Below are 20,940 nucleotides of genomic sequence, written 5' to 3'. Positions count from 1 at the left end.
GAACGCTTGATCTCGCTGCTTCCGCCACTCGAGGAGGGAAAGCCTCTCTCGCGGCGACAAGAACTATCTTATCATGCTCTGCAGTTCCTGTCAACAGCTTTTTTGTTTTTTCTCAGGTCAGCCTCAGATCCCGCCGGTCAGGCCGATCTTGCGGCGACAGATATCAATATAACATGATCTACACTCAAGGTCAACAATTATTTTTGATAAATCCTTGACTCACATCTGGATTCCTGTATGAAGAAATAATACAGGGATGCCCGAAATACTCAGGCTCCCTTCTGGACGTCCAGGGTCGTCGGAACAAGGATTGGGTCCAGACAGAGCGACCGAAAAAGATACGATACTTGCTTACGTAAAAGGATCCATCTTTTGATCCGATGGGTGGGGGAGATCCTTTCTTTTCTCCTTTCCGAGTTCCCGAAGCCAGTCCTGTTCCAACTCCTTCAGCGATTTTCCCATCACTTTTTTCAGAGCGGCCTCGGTCCGTCGGTTGGTCAAAGAAAGCTTGCCCACAGTGTCCCGGTCTTCTTCGGGACTCAGTTGGAGTACGGAAAACAGACGCTTCACTTTTTCCTCTCCATAAGCTTCCATCAAAAACCGGAACAGTTGATAACACTGGGTGTAATAGGCGGCAGCCTCCTTTTCCCCCATCTGTTCCAGATTGGCCTTCTTCAATTGGGACCAGGACCAACGGGGACGCTTCCCACTTGGCTCCTCCCGGTTGTGCAACCCCGGCAACAAGTGGGACTGAAAATATTCCGCTGCCCCCTCCTGCAACCAGTAAGCGGCATTATCCCCGGTCATCTCACTCACCATCATATGGGTCATCTCATGAACAACCCCCGAAGAAATCAACTGCCGCTCCTCGGAGCCACGGGCCCCGATCAGCTTGATGGATTCACCCGCCTCATGCCAGCCTCCTGCCCATCGGGGCAATGAAAGCTTGACTGACTGCCGAAACCAATCCGGTCGGTGATAGATTTTCACTTCCACCGGGCTCTCCGGCGTCCAGTCCATTTCTCTTTTCAGTTCCTGAATCGCTTTATGTCCCGTCTCCAGAGCGATGGCCGCCTGTTCGGCCAGACCGGTGTCCGTATAGCGAACGGTGACATCACCACGGGTGAGGTGGTGCAGTGGAAAACCGGCATCCCTCCATCCCGTTGCCGTTTCCTGAAACAGTATGGGGTATTTAAGAGTAAATCTTTTCCCTTTTCGGGTGTAACACTGCTCCATCCACACCCGGATCTGATGCTCTGCCCACGGAATCATGGAGATCACCCGCAAACGGTAGGAACCGGGATCGATCCATTGCATCGCATCATCGAACCAACGTTTCTGCTCCTGAATATAAGTTTTCATGTCCGGATGGAGAAGGTGTAAGAAACGTTCCCGATCTCTTTGGTTGACAGCATCCTGTTTTTCCTGGATCAAATGCCGGATCTGTACCTGAGCCTCGGGCTCACTGCCATGAACCCTTTGCAAAAAAAACGGGGAGGCCCCAAACGTACTGATCATCAACAAAAGCATGAGTATCAGTAACCGTCCCTTCCGTATCAATGGCAAAACCTCCAGGGAAGGCGATAATTGATAAAGTTAGTTTCACTAAGAATCAGGATGCCTATGCATCTGAAAAACATGAAAAAGGGAGCCGATGGCTCCCTCTGGCAGATTCAATTTGAAGATTACTTGTTCCACAATTCTGCGATTCCCTGCAAGGAGTACCAGCTGGCGATCAAGGTGACCACCACGGCCAGAATCCCAAACAGGATCATCCAAGTGGGATGATGATAATCACCGACAACTTTTCGTTTTCTGGATGCCAACAAAATGGACCCCAGCGTCAGCGGAAGGATCAAACCGTTCAAAGCTCCCGCGATAACCAGAATGTTCACCGGTCTGCCGACAACTGCGAAAACCAGCGTGGAAAAGGCAATGAAAACGATGATAATCCAATTGTTGTATTTTTCGAAGGACCGATGAAAGGAGCGCAAGAAGGAAACACTGGTGTAGGCACACCCGATCACCGAGGTCATCGCCGCTGAAAAAAGCACGATCCCGAAGATTTTATAGCCTATATCTCCCAGTGCAATTTGAAAGACCGATGCAGGCGGATTGTCCGGATCCAAAGTATATCCCGCTGAGATCACACCCAGTACCGCCAGGAACAGAAAGACACGCATCACGCCCGTGGTCAAAACTCCGAGGTTGGCCGCTTTGCTGACAAAGGAGACGTTCTCCTTACCGGTGATTCCGGCATCGAGCAGGCGATGCCCCCCCGCAAAGGTGATATACCCGCCGACGGTCCCCCCGACAAGCGTAATCATGGGTAACAACAAAACCCCGTAATCCTCAGGAAGGATCGACTTCACAAGGGCTTCACCTACCGGCGGATGAGTGGTGAACATCACGTAACCCACCATCCCCAGCATGACAATCCCCAGTGTCTGAGCCACGATATCCATCGCTTTTCCCGCATCTTTCAAACTGAATATTATAATGGCGAGAATCCCTGTAATCACCGCTCCGGTCACAGGCGAGATCCCGAAGAGAACATTGAGCCCCAGTCCTGCACCGGCGACATTTCCGATATTAAAGGCGAGTCCCCCGAAAACGATCAAAACAGCGATGACTGAGCCAAGACCGGGCAGGACCATATTGGCCACATCTTGCCCCCGCTTCCCTGAAACGGAGATGATCCGCCAAATATTCAGCTGAGCCCCGATATCGATAATGAGTGATGCCAAAATCGCGAAGGCGAAATTGGCTGCAAATTGTTCCGTGAATACAGCCGTTTGCGTCAAAAAAGCCGGACCGATAGAAGAGGTCGCCATCAGGAAAATGGCTCCCCACATCAACCGTCTATGCGCTGTTGTTACCGACCCGGATGAGGTGTTCAGTTGATTCATGTCCGGCCCTCCATCTCTATTTTTTTTATTCAATCGGTGCGGACAGCATGTCCACTCGGTATTGGTGCTTGATCACTCGGTTCAGCACCGGATCCCGCATTTCAAATTCATATCTTTCCGCAAATGTCAGTGACTTGGCCACCGTGTTGATCGTGGCGGAGAAAAACAGATTCCCCTCTTCCGCCACATTCATCTGTTCGAAAATGTCTTCCCATTGCCCCGGAGTCATCAAGTCTGCGCAACTGCCTTTTTGGTACAGTTGTCGTTCACCGTCCGCAGTCACCCAGCACTCCAGTTCCAGACGCTCCCAGTGATCCTTCACATCTTCAAAGCGCCAGACTTCATCAGCGATAATATTGGGATAAGCCTGTTTGGACATCGGAACGCTGAAGGTTTCCAATTTCCGGTCCGTATGATCGCTCCCCACGGTGACAAACCATTCACCCTTTGCCCGGATGAGCACGTATTCGATCTCCCCACTCGTTTCCTCATGCTGTACCTGAATCCGATCCGTCGTTGTCGGCAAATAATCCGCAATCGGATAAAGAGTCGGGGTGGTCGTGGGCACGGGAACCCCCAGTTTGGCCAATTCATCGATATGTTCCTGAACTTTTTCCTGGTCACTACCAGCATAACCGGCGTTGAACACACGATTTGCTATCAGTTCGATTGTTTCATCAGTTCCTTGTACATTGAGAATCAACTTGTTTTCCAAATGGAACAGCCTCCAAATCATGATGCTCAGTAGAGTTCGGGTACTCTGCTGTCAAATACGGGAACGTCTTTTCTCACCTTGGAAACCATCTCCAGGGAAATCTCCGCTGTCAGTGTCTCTTCCTGATCGCCGCCACCCTCTGCAATCACATTTCCCCATGGGTCGATAATCATCGAAGTTCCGGCAAATTCAACCCCGTCCTGCAGACCGACGGAATTGCAGGAGACTACGAACATCTGGTTTTCAATCGCCCGCGCCACCTGCAGGGTTCTCCAATGATCAGACCTTGCGGTCGGCCATTCAGCCACGATATGAAGAACCTGAACTCCTTCCAGTGCAAGCTTTCTGGCCAATTCCGGAAAGCGCAAGTCATAACAGATGATCAGCCCCATCTTGACTCCATCCAACTCGAAAACCTCGACCCTCTTCTCACCTCCTTTTAAGTACCGGGGTTCATCCAACATCGGAACCAGATGGATTTTGTCATATTGATGGATCAACGTACCCTCGCGATCCACGACAAAGGCCGTGTTATAAAAACCTTGTCCTTTATGGTTGGCAACCGACCCGCCAATTATGTGAACTTTGTATTCTATTGCCAGGGATTGCAAGAAAGAGAGAGTGGGTTCACCGTTTCGATCCGCCACCTCCTCTAAGCGCGGCAGGGTGTAGGCAGTGGTCCACATCTCCGGTAACACCACAACATCAGGTTTCTCATCCTTGACAACCCGGTCCAGCCACGCCCGTACCTTTTTGCGGTTTTCCTTTGGATCCCCCACGGCAATATTCATCTGATAGATCGCATATTTCACTTGGAATCCCTCCGATCATCAACCTTGGCTTTCACCATTCGATAAGATTGCTGCGTGTTTTCCAGATGAGTTACCATCGCTTGTTTGGCCCGATCACTGTCCCCCTTCTTCAGGGCTTCCAAGATCCTCCGGTGTTCGCGGATCACCTCTTCCGTCCGGCCCTTTTTCTCAATCGCCTGATGACCGATGAGACGGGTCATATTGTGGAGCTTGATAATCAAATCCTCGATCAGTTCATAGTGGATAAACCGGATCATCCGGTGATGAAATCTCTGATCCAATCTGATGAAAGCGATCCTGTCACCGGCTTCAATGGCCCGCTCTTGATCTTCTATCAGTTTTTCCAGGAAAGAGATTTGCCCTTCTGTAATCGTTTTCAAAAGTTGACCAACCACTTGGCTTTCAATCGCTTTTCTGACCAAAAAGATCTGTTCCACTTCCGATTCAGTAAATTCTCTCACCTTCAGACCTTTCCTCGGAACGGAAAAGAGCAGGTTATCATGAATCAGATCCTTGACAGCTTCCCTGACCGGCGTCCGTGAGATGTTCAGCACCTGGGCAAAATCATTCTCCGTGTAAAAGTCATCGGGAGTCAGCTTGCCGGAAAGAATCGCGTGTTTCAACTGTTTATAGGCAGCCTGGTGCATCGTCTCCCTCTTAATCCCCGAACCAATATCCAGCTCAGGCATTATATGAACCAACCTCTTTTCCAATGTATTATGTATACATAATACAAAATACATTCCCCGGAAGTAAACAAATAATTTCAATTTCAGTGCCGGTAAAACATTCCAAACTCCACTTAAGGGAAACAAAAAACCCGTTTCCGAAGAAACGGGTATATCCCACGTCGAGCTCAGATGCTCCCCAGGAAAACAAAACGGGCGATGAAAACCGCACCCAGCACATAAAGAATAGGATGAACTTTCTTCCCTTTACCCGCAAAAATTTTGATCAGGGGATACAGGATGAAGCCGATGGCAATGCCGGTGGCGATGCTGAAGGTGAGCGGCATCATCAACACGGTGAGAAAGGCGGGAGCTCCCTCAGAGAGGTCCTTCCATTCAATCTCTTTCAGGCTGGAGGCCATCAGCACCCCGACGATGATCAAAGCGGGAGAAGTGATCGCTGACACCGAGGCGAAAGCTTCCACCAGCGGGAAAAAGAAGAGCGCCAGCAGAAACAACGCGGCAGCGGTGACGGCAGTCATCCCTGTGCGCCCTCCGGTGGCCACACCTGCGGTGGATTCCACGTAGGAGGTGACCGTGGAAGTACCCAAAGCCGCTCCGGACATGGTGGCCAATGAATCCGCAGTGAGCGCACGACCGGCCCGGGGCAAACGGTTCTCTTTCAACAGGCCGGCCTGGTTGGATACACCGACCAGGGTGCCTGCGGTGTCAAAGAGATCCACAAACAAAAAAGCAAAGATGATCGCAAAAAATCCCATATCCAAGGCCCCGAGAATATCCATCTTCAAAAAGGTGGGAGCCAGGCTCGGCGGCGCGGAGAAAAACTTGGTGGGAATCTCCACCACACCGGTGATCATCCCCACCACCGCTGTTCCGATCATCCCGAAAAAGACGGCCCCTTTCACCTGACGCACCATCAGGAACAGGGTGAAGATCAGGCCGAAAATGGTCAGCAAAAGTTCCGGCTTCATCAGATCGCTGTTCAGGGAAATATAAGTCGCTTCGTTGGCGACGATCAGCTCGGCGTTTTTCAACCCGATGAAAGCGATAAAGAGACCGATTCCCGCCGACACCGAATGTTTCAACACCGGTGGGATCGAGTTGATAATCAACTCCCGAACTTTGGTCACCGTCAACAGCAAAAAGATCAGTCCGGAGATAAATACGGCACCCAGTGCCGTCTGCCAAGGCACCTTCATTCCGAGGACCACCGTATAGGTGAAGTATGCATTCAATCCCATTCCCGGAGCCAGAACGATCGGGTAATTGGCGAACAGACCCATCAATAGTGTCCCAAGCGCCGCAGCCACCGCGGTGGCGACGAAGACGGCTCCAAAATCCATCCCCGCCTCTTCCCCAAGGAGAAACGGATTGACCAGGAGAACGTATGCCATGGTCAAAAAGGTGGTGATTCCGGCCAGCATTTCGGTTTTCAGGTTGGTGCCATGTTCCCCGAACCGAAAATAGCGGGCCAGGGCGTTCGGTTTGTTGTCCACGTGTCAGGTTCCCCTTCCAACATTGAGTTGTTATTCCCACTCAATGGTGGCCGGCGGTTTGGAGGTGATATCGTACACCACCCGGTTGACTCCGTCCACTTCATTGATGATCCGGTTGGAGATCCGCTCGAGTGTGTCATGTGGAATTCTGGCCCAGTCAGCGGTCATGCCATCAATAGACGTAACCGCCCGGATGCCGACCGTATAGGCATAGGTGCGGGCATCCCCCATGACACCGACACTTCTGAAGTCCGGGAGGGTGGTGAAGTATTGCCAGATCTCACTGTCCAATCCCGCTTTTTGGATTTCATCCCGCAGGACCGCATCCGATTCCCGGACGATTTTCAGCTTCTCCTCCGTCACTTCACCGATCACGCGAATCCCCAGCCCCGGACCGGGGAAGGGTTGGCGCCAGACGATTTCCCGGGGAAGTCCCAGTTCCTCGCCGACTTTGCGCACCTCATCCTTAAACAAGGTGTTGACCGGCTCCACCAGATCCATCTGCATATCTTCCGGCAAACCACCCACATTGTGGTGGGACTTGATGGTCTGAGCCGTCTCTGTCCCGGACTCCACAATATCGGTATATAGGGTTCCCTGTGCCAGAAAATGATGTTTTCCCAGTTTCTCCGTTTCCTCTTCAAAGACACGGATGAACTCATTGCCGATGATTTTCCGTTTCTTCTCGGGATCGGTAACACCCTTCAATTTGCCCAGGAATCGCTCCCGGGCGTCCACTTTGACCACATTCATATGAAAATGGTCGGCAAAGGTACGCATGACGCTGTCCGCTTCCCCTTTTCGAAGCAGGCCGTGGTCGACAAACACACAGGTGAGTTGGTCTCCGATGGAACGATGGATCAGCGCGGCGACAACAGAAGAGTCCACTCCGCCGCTCAGGGCGCAGAGGACCCGTTTCTCCCCGATCTTCTCCCGCAGTTCCCTCACGGTAACCTCGATGAAGGTTTCCATACTCCAGTTTCCTTCACACCCGCACACCTCGTAAAGGAAACTTCGTATCATTTCATCCCCGTGCTGCGTATGACGCACTTCCGGATGAAATTGAACCGCATGGATCCGACGAACCGGGTCACTCATCGCCGCCACCGGGGCGGAAGCGGTCCGACTGTCCACCCGAAAACCCGGCGGGGGGGCAGTCACCACATCCCTGTGGCTCATCCAGACGCTCTCTTGAGTACCGGGACCTTGGAAAAGGGGAGAATCGGAGACAATCTCCATGTCTGCTTTCCCGTATTCCCGCTTTTCAGCCTGTTTGACTTCAGCTCCGAAGTGGGCACTGATCAGTTGCATCCCGTAGCAGATGCCCAAAATCGGAATCCCCAGTTCAAAGATGGCCGGATCACACTTCGGAGCATCTTCAGCATAGACACTTGCCGGCCCCCCCGAAAAAACAATCCCTTTCGGAGCCAAATTTTTAAGCTGCTCCGCATCGGTATGATGTGGCAAGAGCTCGCTGAAAACTCCCAGATCCCGAATCCGCCGGGCGATCAATTGATTGTATTGTCCACCGAAGTCCAGCACTGCGACTTGTTCCATCGAAGACCCCACCTTCTTCAATTCAGGAATTCATAAGAAAAAGACCGGCGCCCGCACCGCTTCTACCCAGCGACACGAAGCCCCGGTCATTTCTTTCGTTTTTTACAAAAGAAAAGCACCGGTGACCAAGCGCTCGTAGTCCGGCCATTTACGGTGGCAGGGTAGAAACGTTCAGGCCATATTCCTGAATATATACGAGTCAGATCAACCATGTGGAAATAACTATGCAATTTCTGCATGCGTACATCATACCAATCGGGAAAAACGAAATCAAGCTGAAGGGCCTATTTTCCATCCTTCTCATCGAACTCAAGTTGTAGTGAGATGGAATCGTTCCAAAGCTGTTGATTCATCATCGGCAGCAAAGCGATCCCGCGCTAAGGGCCCATGTCGGTGAACAAACCTCTCCCCGCCCCGACTCTGTTTTTCACTTCAAATTGATCATCCATACGCCTGCTCCTCAGTAAACCAAATGACTTCAACAGACCTGAGACCGACCGACCGCCATTTGCCCCGGTCCAACTCTGTTTTACCGAGTGTCGAAACCTTGCGCCGAATCAATCATCTTGCTATAGACCCACACGGTCTTTGTCGGGTACCCTATGGTTGATCACAGTCAGGGGAGAGGAAACATTCCATGTCGAATCGAGCGGAAACAGGAGTCTGGGTCAGCCTCATCACCTATCTTCTCCTTAGCATAACCAAAGTGGGCCTGGGCAATGGGCTGTCTTCCCAGGCCCTGACAGCGGACGGTCTAAACAATGTCACCGACGTACTCGCCGCCGGCGGGGTCCTCATCGGATTGTGGATCGCCCGCAAACCCCGGGACGAAGATCATCCTTACGGACATTCCCGTGCAGAAAGCATCTCCGCTCTCATCGCTTCCTTCATCATGGCCACGATTGGATTAGAAGTGCTGAAAAGCGGAATCCAGACCGCATGGAAGGGCGAGGCAGTTCCACCGGACCTGTCGGCAGCCTGGTTCGCCCTAGGATGTGCCGGAGTGATGTTGGCCGTTTTCGGCTACACCCGACACCTCGCCCACCGCACCCGCAGCAACGCTTTGAAGGCAGTCTCCAAGGACAACCTCTCCGATGCTCTTGTCAGCATCGGTGCTGCCGCCGGCATCATCGGTTCCCAATGGGGCATGCCCTGGCTGGATCCGACAGCCGCCGTCATCGTCGGTCTGATCATCCTGAAAACTGCCTGGGGAATCTTCAAGGAGATGTCCCACCTTTTGACCGACGGATTTCACGAAGGGGATCTCTCCCGATACCGGGACACCATGGAAAAGGTGAAAGGAGTGAAATCCGTGGTCGATCTCAAAGGGCGCATGCAGGGAAACGAGGTCATACTCGATGCGGTGATTGAAGTGGATGGAAAGCTCAGCGTGGAAGAGAGCCACCGGATCACCGAGATCCTGGAATCGGAGATGGCCCGCCGACATCAGGTGCGGCAGACTCATATCCATGTGGAACCGGATCGCTCCCCCGGCTCGGATCGTTAAAGGCGTTGTGATTTGTGCTTTCTGATTCCGTCGGGATGGGGTTTCACATGACCTTTTCGTCGTTCTGATGAGCCAAAGTGTAAAAACTCAACCCTCCCTGTGATGACGTCCTTTTCCACAACGCTTTTACTGGAAGAAGAAAATATTTCCCGGATCTCTTTTTTCACCTCAGGGACGGAATTGTTTCAATACCTTTTGCCAAAGATCCCAAATCCTGTCCAACCTCGCTTTGGCTCCCCGCACTCCTCCGTAGCGAACCGCCTCATAGGCCTGGCTCAGGCGGCGCAACTCCGGGGAAGGACGGGAGAAGGAATCCCGTTGAAAGAGATACTCCCGCACCGTCTCATGGGGTTTGCGGGGACCCCGACTCAAAGCCAGCCAACGGAGAAATCCATGAAAAGCATCCACCAAATGGCGATTTTTGCGGTTCCGCCGACTCAGAAGAATCCATGCGATCCGCCGGCGCAACATCCTGAACAGGAATAAGATCACAACCAGGCTTCCACCGCTCCAAACCAAGACCTCTTTCCAATCCCAATTGTCCGATGATGCCTCCCCTTGTTTCTTACCGCCGGTTTGGGCCAGTTCCCGTTCGATCCGACTGAGCCGCTGTTCCCGGGGAGTGGCTCTCCCCTGCTCCTCTTCCTCTGCAGCACCTGTATCGGCCCCGCTCCCATCCTCCGAGACAGGGGTGGGGTTGGCGAAGCCCGGGGTAGGTTCAAAAGGAACCCAGCCCACTCCTTCAAAATAGACTTCCACCCAGGAATGGGCATCATTGTTCCGGACAGTCATCCAATGTTCGGTGACGGCATCTCCCTTGTGCTTGGGATCATTAGATTGCCGAACCTCCTCCTCCCCAGGGGCAAACCCCTTCACCCAGCGGGCGGGGATCCCCACACTGCGCAGCATAACCACCATCGAAGTGGAAAAGTGATCGCAATAACCCCGGTGGCTCTCAAACAGGAACTGATCCACAAAATCCTCCTCCTGCCTCGGCACCGGTACGTCCTCAGTCTCGTAACGGAACCCGCCGCCGCTTCTCAACCAGCTTTCCACTGCCGCCGCCCTGTCATAAGGGTTCTCCTCTCCCCGGGTCAGTTCCTCCGCTTTCCGCCGCACCCGCTCAGGTAAACTTTCCGGCAGTTGCAGATACACATTTTTAGATTCACCCAAATCATAATAATCGGTTCCTGTCTTGCGGAGCAGCTCCCCATCCAGGACAGGGATTTCCGTTCTTAACCGATACACACCCCTACGGGATTGCCCGTCACGGGTTTTGAGCCCGCCCATCTGCGGAAGTGTTTTCAGTTCAAAATCGGGAGGGACCTCCTTCATCCAGCGCAACCAACCTGGGGTGAACAGGACAGGGTAACTCCTCTCCATCAACAGATGGCTGTCATTCTGTTTTACGGAAATCCGCCGAAAGCTGGATTTATCCCCCATCTCACCCCGCTTCCCCGGATGAATGGAACTCTTCGTCAGAGTCGATTGCCAGCCTTTCCCCGTATAAAAATCCCGGGTTTCCCCGCGCCAATAGTACGGAACATCCACCTGGGCCTCAAACACCTTTTGGGAATCCTGCTTGAAGGGACCTCCCAGATGTTCATCGTGAGTTCCGTACCCGATTTTGGCAATTCCCCGACTTTGAGCCCGGTCATCCAGACTGGTGATCCATTCGACGGGATTTGGCCAGTCGGCCTCCGGTTTGGGGGCGACCCAACCGACCCCCACCGCCAGCAGAAGCAATGCCAAGGTGAGAGAAGTCCAACCCTTGGGTTCCGGCGGGTCCCCCGACGTCCTTAACCGCAAACCATACAATCGGGAGGCGGACAGGGCGATAAAACCGTAAACAAACACCCGCCCGATCGCCCCCCCACCGTCAAAGCGAGTAAAAGTGTCCAGAACGGACAGATGGATCACCGCCAACAAAAACAGACACAACACCCCACCGCCTCTCTCCATCAGCCGGCGATACCCAATGGCCACTGCCCACAACACCAACAAAAAGCCCAGCGTCTGAAGGACTGGAGCCGGATGGACTTTGCCTGTGAAAAGATGATTCAGATCCGCTTTCAGATGGGAAGCTGCCAACTTGATCCATGTGAGGTCCGTAAAGGGCATGTGATAGAAAAGAAGCGAATGGAGGAAAGCCGGGAGCAGAAACAGGGAAAGTGACAGGGTGATCCATCGGCGGTTCCCGCCCACAAAAGTGATCACGAGAAAATACAGGAAGGCCGCGATAAACCCTCCTACCCGACCTGTCTCCAAAACTTCAGTCAAGGGAAACAGACACTCCCATCCGATCAAAAAAGCAAACAGGATGCCCCCCACCCGCGCCCCGAGGGATAATGGAGGTCGGGAATCAGGCCGAACCCTGGCCAAGGGACACACCCCCTTCGGTGATCTTCCCAAAATCATCATGGGGAACGAGATCCACCCGCACCCCCAGCGAATCCAGCATCCCCAGAACCAACCGTTCCTCCCTCTCCAGGGCGTCCGAGTGGCAAACCCAAAACACTTCCACTTTGATCTTTTTCAGCATCAATTGCCCGATGGCCTGTACATCCGACAATGACAGACCGGGAGTAATCACGATTGTGGTAGTTCCACGGGGAAGATGGGCCGATTCCTGCACAAGAATCTCTCCCACTGCCATTTTTCCCTCCGGTTGGATCACTGCCAAGGGATCAAACAAGCGCAGGAGATGCTCCTGGCTTCGCCCCAACGGCAGATGCAACCGCTGGTTCCCCCAGGCGATCAGTCCTGAACTGAATCGTCGACCCACCGCAAACTTGGCCAAGGTAGCGGTCAGGCTGACCGCCCGTTCAAAGAGGGGATCGCCTTTTCCCTCAAAAGAGGAGTCCCGGCAATCCAGCACAAACATAAAATCGTTGCTCACTTGATGCTCAAATTCCTTCGCCTTCAACCCCTGCCCCCGGGCAGTAGCTTTCCAGTGAATCCGACTGAGAGGATCGCGATGGGAGTAATCCCGGACACCCACGACAGACGTGACGTCTTCACCGACCCGCAGGGTGGGGGTGGATCGACCTGTATTCTGTTCATTGACCGTATGCCAGACACGAATCTCCCGAATCCGGGGATAGACTATGATTTCGTCCACCAGGGAAATGTCCCACCTCTTCTCCACCAATCCGAACAAATCCCCCGATCTGATCTTCACCCCTTGAAAACGATGTCTGCCCCGGGGCAAGTCCCGAAGTACATAATCAAAAACTCTTTCCCGGGACCAACCGGGAAATCGGAGCCACCCCATTCCCTCTTTCGGCTTCAGATCTCCTTCATCTTCGAAGTAAACCCAAGAAGGAGGCAAGGGAGCATGCCGTCGATACCGCAAGCGGACTGTCAGCCGCTCTCCCGCTGTCATCCGGTGGCCGGACAGTCGACGCTCCACTTCCGGTTCCCAGAGGGAAAACCACACTACTGACGTGAGATAAACAGATATCAACAAAGAAGCATAAAAGAGAAACCAGGGAACAAACCCCCCCTGAAACCGGCCGAAGGCATAGGTGATCACTGTCAACCCCCAAAAGAGCCCATGTCCCCCCCGACGCATCTCTCAATCCCCCACCGAGACGGGAACCGGGATGCGCCGAAGGAGCTCCTGAAGGAGTTGTTCCACGGATCGCCCACTCAAACGGGCTTCAGATTTCAGGATGATCCGATGGGATAAGGTGAGAGGAACCAATTCCTTCACATCATCCGGAATCACATAGGGACGCCCTCTGATCAGAGCCAGGGCTTGAGCCGTGTGATAAAGGGCGATCGACCCCCGGGGGCTGGCACCCAGGTAGACCTCCTGTGGAGTGCGGGTCGCCCGGACGATTCTGACGATATAATCGGTGATGGAAGAATCCACCCGCACCCTCCTCACCTCCCGCTGGAGTTTCAACAACTCCTCACTGGAAAGCACCTCTCCGAGGTGATCAATGGGATGGAACTCCCGGATCCGATCCAACATCTCCATCTCTTCCTGATGATCGGGATATCCCAGTTTCAACTTCAGCAGAAAACGATCCAATTGCGCTTCCGGCAAGGGAAAAGTCCCTTCGTATTCGATGGGATTCTGGGTGGCCATCACAAAAAAAGGCTTCTCCAGCTCATAGGTATCTCCATCCACTGTAACACTGCCTTCCTCCAAAGCTTCTAGGAGAGCAGCCTGGGTTTTGGGAGAGGTCCGGTTGATCTCGTCAGCCAACACCACCTGTGACATCACCGGGCCGGGGCGAAATTCAAATTGCGATGTTTGCTGATTAAAGACGGACACCCCCGTCACATCGGATGGCAAAAGATCCGGTGTAAACTGGATTCTGCGGAATCTGCATCCCACCGAGCGGGCAAGCGCTCTCACCATCATTGTTTTTCCAACTCCGGGGACATCCTCCAGCAGGACATGCCCCCCGCACAGAAGGGCCACCAAGCACATCTGAATGGGTTCCCGCTTTCCGATCATCACTCTTTCCACATTGGCAATCACCTTGGCGATGGCGGGATGTTCCTGTTCCAACGCGGCTGTCTCTGTATTTCGGCTCATGTTGTACCCCCTTGAGCAACCTCTTCAAACTATTATACCTTTTTGTAATTGCACTACAAACCGCACCGCAAACGTCCTTCCTTCTCCATTCCCAGTGGTTCCAACAACATGTTGAAGTAGATAGTGACTGTATCCGAGACAAAAATCGGGATGCCCTGCGATTTGCTCTCTTCCGTCTGAAGCTGGTGGTGGAGCCTCAGATGTCGTTTCCCTCGGCCGCTATGCTGTTCCAACCGGCTGCCCGGAATCTGCAACGGATCGGAATCATCAACAGCGGCATGCTGTCAAAGATCTCCCAAATGAATAATTTGAACATAAAAAGCCCGCCGTCTATAGCGGGCTTCAGACTGAAAGCAACAATGGATGATGTCACTCCCAATCGTTTATATATGGGTTCATTCTCTGAAATACTATACCCTCCAGGGCAGTTTTTTGGGTCTGTAGGCGGTTTTCAACCTTTCTGACTGATCGCGCTGATAATTTTCATAGGCGTTGACCGCCACTTCGACATCTTTCCAATAGCGCGTCCCCTTGGCGATCACCACCAACATCTCGATCAGTTTTGTTTCCGGCTTCTCCCCCTCCCGGGGTGATTTGCAAAGGTCCTGAATGTCGGAGGAGAGTGAAGCCACCTGTTCCATCTTTCCTATTTTCATCAACCTCCCCTTATCAATACAAGCAATAAAAACTGCAAAAATATAAAGATTTGACGATGGAATAAACTTATTATCCTATAAAACAAGGGAAGGATGAAAGCTCAGTCCCCAAACATTTTGCTCCTTACGTTCCAGTCACAGAAGCCCGGTCTGGTGCATAGGGTGAAATATCAAACTCCATTCCGGTTCGATAACCGGTAACGAGACCAGAGGTGGAATCGGCTTGAAAAAAGATTCTTTCGATTGGTCCCATGTTCAGGGAAAAGTGGGAGGCATCTTGAGCGAGAAATTTTGGAAGGAACTGCATCAAGCATTCCCTCGAAAGGGACCGGACGTGGACATCTATGAAACGGATCGAGAAGGGGTCATCGTAGTGGAAATCCCCGGGCTCTCCTCCCCAGATGATATCCAGATCACCCTGGAGCCACAAAACTTGATCATCCAGGGGGAAATCCCCTGTGGATATCCTGTGTCAAAGGAAAGAATCACCTGGGGTGAGCGTCGGTTTGGCCGGTTTAAGCGGAGGATTCAACTCCCTTTCCACTATTCTCCCGATCCAATTCAAGCCAGTTACAAAAACGGCCTCTTGGAAATTCGTTTGCTTAAAGAGGCAGTGGGCAAAGAGGTGGAGGTTCATTTTGAGGAGGAAAGCTCCTGAGCAGGTGACCCAGAAGAAGCCGTTTCCCCTGCCTCGGTACGGGAAACGGCTTTGGCGTGCCCTTCATTCGGAAATTTGACATTTTACCACACTTCCGGTTATCAATAGCCCCGGAGATGCTCTAATTCATATGCTTTTTCTGCTTGGGAAAGATTGTGTAATAGAAGGAATTGATCCCATCGATCAAGAGGATGAGCGTCCAGATTCGACTGATCTGGTTAACCTCTTCCTTGCGAAAGGGGAAAAGTTCCGGTGCATTCCATGTATCAATCCAAGTCTCCACCCATCCCCCGATTCCACTCGCCGTTTTCCATCCAAACAGAGTGGCAAAGACAAAATGAGCGATCAAGAACAGCAGCAGATGGAGATACCAACCCCTGCGTTGCTCCCGGGCATGAAGGCGCCCATATTTTCTCTTTTCTTCCTTTTCTCTTTCTTCCAGCAGGCGGGCTTCCTCTTCCGGAGGGAGGCTTTCCCCTTTCCAACGGGCGATTTTGAGTCTCATGTACCGATCCAGACGTTTCATGTCTTTGGGACCGTAGGTGACACTGTAAACCAAAGCGACCACTACCACCACCTGAAAGGTGGAAAATTGCCCCGTTTCCCGGAAGTCGATGATCCCTAGAGCCAGAAAACTGAGCAGATTCAAAGCCAACAGCCATAGGAACACCCGATGGGACCGAATCCCAAAGCCATAGCGCATGACCAGAAACCCGATAACCAACACCCAAAAAGAGATCTCGACGGCGATGAAAAACCACCAGCGGTGAGACGCAATCCACTCCAACAACGTATTGTTCCCCCGTTCTCTCTCAATTCATCCGTTTCCAAGTCATAAACATAAACGCTCCCCTCCTGTATACTCAGTATATAGTATGTCAATAAAAAACAGAGCATCCATTCCCGCTTGTTTCACACCTATGATCCGGTATGAGATGAAACCCTGAGTAATAAGCTCTGGCGGGACCCCAGTGTATCCAAGCTCTTCCGGGTCGGAAACCATCCTTACACAGGTACGGACCCCCACCCCTGGACTTTTCACAGCATTTCTAAAAGCGTTGTGATTTAAAGATTCTTGGAAGGTCGGAATTGGGTTTCACATTCCGCTTCTTTTGTTCCGGTGATCTAAATACGCTCCATGTGAAACCCTCCCAATCCTCCCAGTGACGAGTTTTTCATAATGCTTCTAAGGTGCGATCGCGATGTTTCCTGAAGAGGTTTTCAAACGAACCTGATTCGTTCCCTTCCCGATCCTTCCCGAAAATCGATTCCCCCTCTCCGATCCCTTGATAGCAAAGTCAATATCCCTGCCACCGGAAGCCGTGGTGGTTTCCAAAGTCAGATCCGGACTTTGATCATTCAATTTCAACCGAATATTCCCGCTGGTACTGTTACCTCCGATTCGGCGGACAGTCAAACCGGATCCGTCCACGTGGCCGGACGTGGTTGAAAAATGAACATCGTTCAGTGTAAGGTTTCGGAGTTTCAAAATTCCGGAGGATCCATCCAATTTCAGGTTTTGACTGTAGTTTTTCGGAAGCTTGACGGTCAGCCGGGGTGATTTTCCGATCACACCGCCCACTTTGATCCAACCCAGCTGGAAAAGGCCCCCTTCCACCACAAGATCCACATGATTCCCATTTTTATCCATGAAGAGTTCCGGGCCCCGTTCATAAGTTTCCAACTCCACTTTCAACTGATTTGAATCCCATTTTCAACGATCACATGAGTACTCCGATAATCGACCGCTATGGTTTTCACACCGGCGGCATTCACCCGGTCCTTCACGGTTACCGGATCGCCGTATGCCGAACACCCTGAGACCATCAGTACTGCCATAAGCGCCGCAAGAACCAAAGAGATGTCTTTTTCTTCATCACTTTTCCCCCTGAAAATTCTCCATCCTTTTACAGGTGGTGTCTTGTCCCTCCCCCGGCCCGGCATCATAACATCAAGGTTGCCATGTTCGGGAGCTGGAGGGAAACCCCCAGTACATTCTGCACAACCAAACCGGTTCCTTGTGAGGGAACCGGTTTCAAAAGAGATCGATGGATTCAATTGTCCCGCAGTATGCCTGCTTCTACCCCATCCGCTGAATCAGTTGCAAAACCTGCTCTTTTGCCGACTCCTCCGTCTCCGGCGGCGCCGGGGATTCCTCCGGATCCGTTCCGAACCACCTTTGCAGTTCATCCCACAGTACCTGTTTTTGCTCCGGAGTCAGTTCCATCTTACTCACCAGGTGATGGTACAATTTTCTCCCCTGATTGTCATCCTTTAGCATCTGCTTCACCCCGCTTTTTCTCCCCGGTTCCCCGTCAGGCCGGGTGTATGGAATCATTATACAACACGAAATCAGCACCGAACCTTCCCTTAATCCTTCTCTACTCAAAAGCCATCCCCCCCAATGGATGCTTTTTGTATGGAGGCAACTATCTTTTCCGTCAGGTTTGATCCTTTCGATTCTATTAGCCCCACGACGGGCTTGTTCCCAATCGGGTTAGTCACCCGATATTCCCCATATCCTCCGGCCAAGTCCCCTCGTGAAAAGGACTTCATTGGAAGGTGGAGAAATTGTCAACAGCAGTCGCAAAGGAGGGAAGAGAGGTGTCCAAACATCGGGAACCCATCAAAACGTCTCTGAACAGAAAAGAGAGCATATTGCGGAAGCTGAAAGAACTGGGGACAAACCGGGAAATCAGTGCCGGAGAACTGGCTGATTTGTTGAAGTTGGACCGGGCCAATGTGAGCCGTCTGTTGAACCAACTGTGGCGGGAGGGAAAGGTGAGCAAAAGGACGGGACGTCCTGTCCTTTTCACTGCCGCCGGGGGGGAGCATCCCCTGCCCGGCCGGGCCACCCTGGATCGGTTATTGGGAAGGGACGGAAGCTTGAAAAATGTGGTCCACCAGGGGAGAGCGGCCCTTCTCTATCCCCCCCACGGCATGCACATCCTCCTTCTGGGCGAAACCGGCGTCGGCAAATCGATGCTGGCAGAATGTCTGCACCGCTATGCCATCGAAGTGAAGAAGCTGGCCGATGATGCCCCCTTCGTCATCTTTAATTGCGCCGACTACACGAACAACCCCCAATTGCTGCTGGGTCAGTTATTCGGCGTTCATCAGGGGGCCTTCACCGGAGCACGCGAACAGAAAGGGATGGTCGAGAAAGCTCATGGCGGGATCCTGTTTTTGGATGAAGTTCACCGTCTGCCCGCCGAGGGACAGGAAATGTTGTTCACATTGATCGATAAAGGCATTTTTCGTCGTCTGGGAGAGTCGGAAACAGAAAGGAATGCCCAGGTGCTCCTGATCGCCGCCACCACCGAGGATCCGGATTCCGGACTGTTGCGGACGTTCAAGAGGAGAATCCCCATGGTGATCCGGATTCCACCCTTGAGAGAACGGAGTGTAGAAGAGCGGTATCAGCTGGTATTGCATTTTTTCAAAGAAGAGGCGATTCGCCTGGGAAAAGAGATCCGTGTCTCCCCCAACACGATTCGGGCCTTATTGCATTATCCTTGTCTGAACAACATCGGTCAGCTGAAAACCGACATTCAACTCACCTGTGCCAAAGTATACGCCGATTTCGTCAGTGCAAAAAAAGAGCGTATCCAGATCCACAGCTCCGATCTGCCCACTGATGCCAAGGAAGGACTCCTTTTGAGCAAAGGATCCCAAAAAACCGTGGATCTTCATGACAGTCTGTATCTGTTTCATCCCCGACAGGCGGAGATCCTCTTCGCCGTGGCACCGGAGGACCCCTCCCCCTCCATTTACAAAAAAATAGAAAAGAGATACAGCGAACTGAAATCCCGCGGCCTGCAGGAGGAAGAACTCCATTCGCTGATGGCGATCGATATCGAAAATTACTTTACGCAATACTTCAAAAGGATGAACCGGAAGCTGGGAAAAGGCAACTTGGCCAAGATGGTCCACCCCGACATGATTCAGCTGACAGAAGAGATTGTCCGCTATGCGGAAGCCAAACTGAACACCAAGTTGAGCAAGAAGGTGATGCAAGGGCTGGCCCTGCATATCCAAACTTCCATCCAGCGCATCGAAAACGGAAAAACCATCATCAATCCACAACTCAACCATGTGCGACGAATGTATAAGGAAGAGTTTGGTGTGGCACTGGACTGTATAAAAACGATAGAGGAAAAGACGGGGGTGGATATCCCGATCGATGAAGCCGGATTCCTCACCATGTTTTTTGTGCTCGACGATATCGATGCGGAGGAAACGGAGGAAAATGTGCACATTCTGGTGATCAGCCACGGCAATGGCGGCGCGACTGCGATGGCAGAGGTCACCCGGGAACTATTGGGTACCGAGTCACCCGTTGCCATCGACATGCCTCTCCATATGGATCCCAGAGAGATCTATGAACTAACCAAAAGTCATCTGAAAAAACATGCCTCCCAAAAGGGGGTGTTACTGATGGTGGACATGGGATCGCTGATGGCCTTCGGTGAAATGTTGGAAGGGGAGCTCGGAGTCCCGATCGAAACCATCCCGATGGTGAGTACACCTCACGTTTTGGAAGCGACGAGAAAGTCCATCCTCGGATACTCCCTGGAACAGTTGGTGGAGGACATCAAACAACTCACCCTCTTTGAATCCAACCCGCCGTTGAAAAACGGGGGCAACAAAGAGAACATGCGGGCCATTGTGACGGTTTGTTCATCGGGTCACGGCGACCCTTGCGCGATTCAGAAGGTGTTGACCAAAAATTTGCGCTTTGATCCCGCAGGACTGGAAATCATCCCCTTGGAGATTGCCGACCGGAAAGAGCTGGAACGGAAACTTTTGCACTTGAAACAATCGAGACCGATTGTATGCATCGTGAGCGATTTTTCCCTCCGGATGGATCTGTGGCAATTCCATCCGGATGAGGTGATCAGCCTTAATGCGATCGAACGGATTCAACACCTGATCGACACAGAAGAAGCCTATGACAAAATGGCCGATACCCTGCAACACCACCTGTTGCATGCCGACCCGAGCCAAGTGGTCCCCGATGTGAAGACCTGCTTTGAGAAACTTCAACAGCGTCTGAAGATTTCCGTTCCGACCAAGGACCTGATCGGGGTGGTGCTTCATGCCTGTTGTATGGTGGATCGCCTGCTCGCAGGGGATTCATCAGTGATCTTCAAAAACAAAGAGAAATATATTCGGTCCCACCCCTCTCTCTACACCACCACACGGAATGTGCTGAGCACACTGGAGAACGCTTACCGCATTCAGTTGTCTGATGACGAGATCTGTTACATGATGAGCTTTTTCGATTCTTCCAAACGGACCACTCCATAGAAGCGTTGTGACTTAGTGATTTCCGTGTCGGTCGGGATGGGGTTTCACATGACCTATTCGTTGTTCTTTACTGCCAAAC

Annotated in this window: 17 protein-coding genes and 1 riboswitch; of the genes, 3 read left to right on the top strand and 14 right to left on the bottom strand. The window is 52.2% G+C overall.

Features of this window, described 5'->3' with window-relative positions:
• Nucleotides 1-351 precede the first annotated feature (351 nt).
• The 7 genes from IEV46_RS11400 to guaA all read right to left on the bottom strand — a co-directional run bounded on the left by IEV46_RS11400 (nucleotide 352) and on the right by guaA (nucleotide 8,178).
• Nucleotides 352-1,560, bottom strand: a complete 1,209-nt coding sequence (locus tag IEV46_RS11400) for a peptidase MA family metallohydrolase (RefSeq protein WP_188432674.1) — start codon at nucleotides 1,558-1,560, stop codon at nucleotides 352-354.
• Nucleotides 1,561-1,685: 125 nt separating this feature from the next.
• On the bottom strand, nucleotides 1,686-2,909 hold the full coding sequence (locus IEV46_RS11395) for an NRAMP family divalent metal transporter (protein ID WP_188432673.1): 1,224 nt from the start codon (nucleotides 2,907-2,909) through the stop codon (nucleotides 1,686-1,688).
• Nucleotides 2,910-2,934: 25 nt separating this feature from the next.
• Nucleotides 2,935-3,624: a DUF2848 domain-containing protein gene (locus IEV46_RS11390; RefSeq protein ID WP_229736058.1), complete on the bottom strand. Its 690-nt coding sequence runs from the start codon at nucleotides 3,622-3,624 to the stop codon at nucleotides 2,935-2,937.
• Between the two features lie 26 nt (nucleotides 3,625-3,650).
• Nucleotides 3,651-4,436, bottom strand: a complete 786-nt coding sequence (locus tag IEV46_RS11385) for a carbon-nitrogen family hydrolase (RefSeq protein WP_188432671.1) — start codon at nucleotides 4,434-4,436, stop codon at nucleotides 3,651-3,653.
• Complete coding sequence (locus IEV46_RS11380; protein WP_188432670.1) at nucleotides 4,433-5,125, bottom strand: GntR family transcriptional regulator; 693 nt, start codon at nucleotides 5,123-5,125, stop codon at nucleotides 4,433-4,435. Before IEV46_RS11380 ends, IEV46_RS11385 begins: the two co-directional genes overlap by 4 nt.
• Before the next feature lie 167 nt (nucleotides 5,126-5,292).
• Complete coding sequence (locus tag IEV46_RS11375) at nucleotides 5,293-6,600, bottom strand: NCS2 family permease (RefSeq protein WP_188432686.1); 1,308 nt, start codon at nucleotides 6,598-6,600, stop codon at nucleotides 5,293-5,295.
• A 51-nt stretch (nucleotides 6,601-6,651) separates the two neighbouring features.
• Complete coding sequence (gene guaA / locus IEV46_RS11370; protein WP_188432669.1) at nucleotides 6,652-8,178, bottom strand: glutamine-hydrolyzing GMP synthase; 1,527 nt, start codon at nucleotides 8,176-8,178, stop codon at nucleotides 6,652-6,654.
• A 116-nt stretch (nucleotides 8,179-8,294) separates the two neighbouring features.
• Nucleotides 8,295-8,396: riboswitch (purine riboswitch) on the bottom strand.
• Between the two features lie 419 nt (nucleotides 8,397-8,815).
• Here guaA and IEV46_RS11365 point away from each other — a divergent pair.
• Nucleotides 8,816-9,685: a cation diffusion facilitator family transporter gene (locus IEV46_RS11365; RefSeq protein WP_188432668.1), complete on the top strand. Its 870-nt coding sequence runs from the start codon at nucleotides 8,816-8,818 to the stop codon at nucleotides 9,683-9,685.
• Between the two features lie 168 nt (nucleotides 9,686-9,853).
• Here IEV46_RS11365 and IEV46_RS11360 read toward each other — a convergent pair whose 3' ends face one another.
• The 4 genes from IEV46_RS11360 to IEV46_RS11345 all read right to left on the bottom strand — a co-directional run bounded on the left by IEV46_RS11360 (nucleotide 9,854) and on the right by IEV46_RS11345 (nucleotide 14,893).
• Nucleotides 9,854-12,067 carry a DUF4129 domain-containing transglutaminase family protein gene (locus IEV46_RS11360; RefSeq protein WP_188432667.1) on the bottom strand — a complete coding sequence of 738 codons (2,214 nt, stop codon included), beginning with the start codon at nucleotides 12,065-12,067 and terminating at the stop codon, nucleotides 9,854-9,856.
• Complete coding sequence (locus IEV46_RS11355; protein WP_188432666.1) at nucleotides 12,048-13,259, bottom strand: DUF58 domain-containing protein; 1,212 nt, start codon at nucleotides 13,257-13,259, stop codon at nucleotides 12,048-12,050. Before IEV46_RS11355 ends, IEV46_RS11360 begins: the two co-directional genes overlap by 20 nt.
• 3 nt (nucleotides 13,260-13,262) lie before the next feature.
• On the bottom strand, nucleotides 13,263-14,237 hold the full coding sequence (locus tag IEV46_RS11350) for an AAA family ATPase (protein ID WP_188432665.1): 975 nt from the start codon (nucleotides 14,235-14,237) through the stop codon (nucleotides 13,263-13,265).
• A 410-nt stretch (nucleotides 14,238-14,647) separates the two neighbouring features.
• The gene (locus tag IEV46_RS11345) at nucleotides 14,648-14,893 is read right to left on the bottom strand and encodes a hypothetical protein (RefSeq protein WP_188432664.1); all 246 of its coding nucleotides are present in this window, start codon (nucleotides 14,891-14,893) and stop codon (nucleotides 14,648-14,650) included.
• 223 nt (nucleotides 14,894-15,116) lie between these two features.
• On the opposite strand from IEV46_RS11345, the gene IEV46_RS11340 reads away from it, so the two are divergent.
• Nucleotides 15,117-15,551, top strand: a complete 435-nt coding sequence (locus IEV46_RS11340; protein WP_188432663.1) for an Hsp20/alpha crystallin family protein — start codon at nucleotides 15,117-15,119, stop codon at nucleotides 15,549-15,551.
• 121 nt (nucleotides 15,552-15,672) lie between these two features.
• Here IEV46_RS11340 and IEV46_RS11335 read toward each other — a convergent pair whose 3' ends face one another.
• The 3 genes from IEV46_RS11335 to IEV46_RS11325 form a co-directional block, all read right to left on the bottom strand.
• Nucleotides 15,673-16,341: a hypothetical protein gene (locus tag IEV46_RS11335; RefSeq protein ID WP_188432662.1), complete on the bottom strand. Its 669-nt coding sequence runs from the start codon at nucleotides 16,339-16,341 to the stop codon at nucleotides 15,673-15,675.
• Nucleotides 16,342-16,737: 396 nt separating this feature from the next.
• A complete protein-coding gene (locus IEV46_RS11330) occupies nucleotides 16,738-17,241 on the bottom strand; it encodes a DUF4097 family beta strand repeat-containing protein (protein ID WP_229736062.1) in 504 nt (167 codons plus the stop codon).
• A gap of 390 nt (nucleotides 17,242-17,631) precedes the next feature.
• Nucleotides 17,632-17,841, bottom strand: coding sequence for a hypothetical protein (locus tag IEV46_RS11325; protein ID WP_188432660.1), 210 nt, complete (start codon nucleotides 17,839-17,841; stop codon nucleotides 17,632-17,634).
• 314 nt (nucleotides 17,842-18,155) lie between these two features.
• On the opposite strand from IEV46_RS11325, the gene IEV46_RS11320 reads away from it, so the two are divergent.
• Complete coding sequence (locus IEV46_RS11320) at nucleotides 18,156-20,861, top strand: sigma-54-dependent transcriptional regulator (RefSeq protein WP_229736057.1); 2,706 nt, start codon at nucleotides 18,156-18,158, stop codon at nucleotides 20,859-20,861.
• Nucleotides 20,862-20,940: the final 79 nt, after the last annotated feature.

The sequence above is a fragment of the Kroppenstedtia guangzhouensis genome, assembly GCF_014637345.1.
Taxonomy (GTDB): Bacteria; Bacillota; Bacilli; order Thermoactinomycetales; family DSM-45169; genus Kroppenstedtia; species Kroppenstedtia guangzhouensis.
This window is presented reverse-complemented; position numbering and strand designations above follow the sequence as displayed.

What these genes read in the sequence shown, in the direction of transcription:
- guaA (WP_188432669.1), bottom strand. Translation starts at nt 8,178, where the DNA reads ATGGAACAAGTCGCAGTGCTGGACTTCGGTGGACAATACAATCAATTG.
- IEV46_RS11380 (WP_188432670.1), bottom strand. Translation starts at nt 5,125, where the DNA reads ATGCCTGAGCTGGATATTGGTTCGGGGATTAAGAGGGAGACGATGCAC.
- IEV46_RS11355 (WP_188432666.1), bottom strand. Translation starts at nt 13,259, where the DNA reads ATGCGTCGGGGGGGACATGGGCTCTTTTGGGGGTTGACAGTGATCACC.
- IEV46_RS11350 (WP_188432665.1), bottom strand. Translation starts at nt 14,237, where the DNA reads ATGAGCCGAAATACAGAGACAGCCGCGTTGGAACAGGAACATCCCGCC.
- IEV46_RS11365 (WP_188432668.1), top strand. Translation starts at nt 8,816, where the DNA reads ATGTCGAATCGAGCGGAAACAGGAGTCTGGGTCAGCCTCATCACCTAT.
- IEV46_RS11395 (WP_188432673.1), bottom strand. Translation starts at nt 2,909, where the DNA reads ATGAATCAACTGAACACCTCATCCGGGTCGGTAACAACAGCGCATAGA.
- IEV46_RS11345 (WP_188432664.1), bottom strand. Translation starts at nt 14,893, where the DNA reads ATGAAAATAGGAAAGATGGAACAGGTGGCTTCACTCTCCTCCGACATT.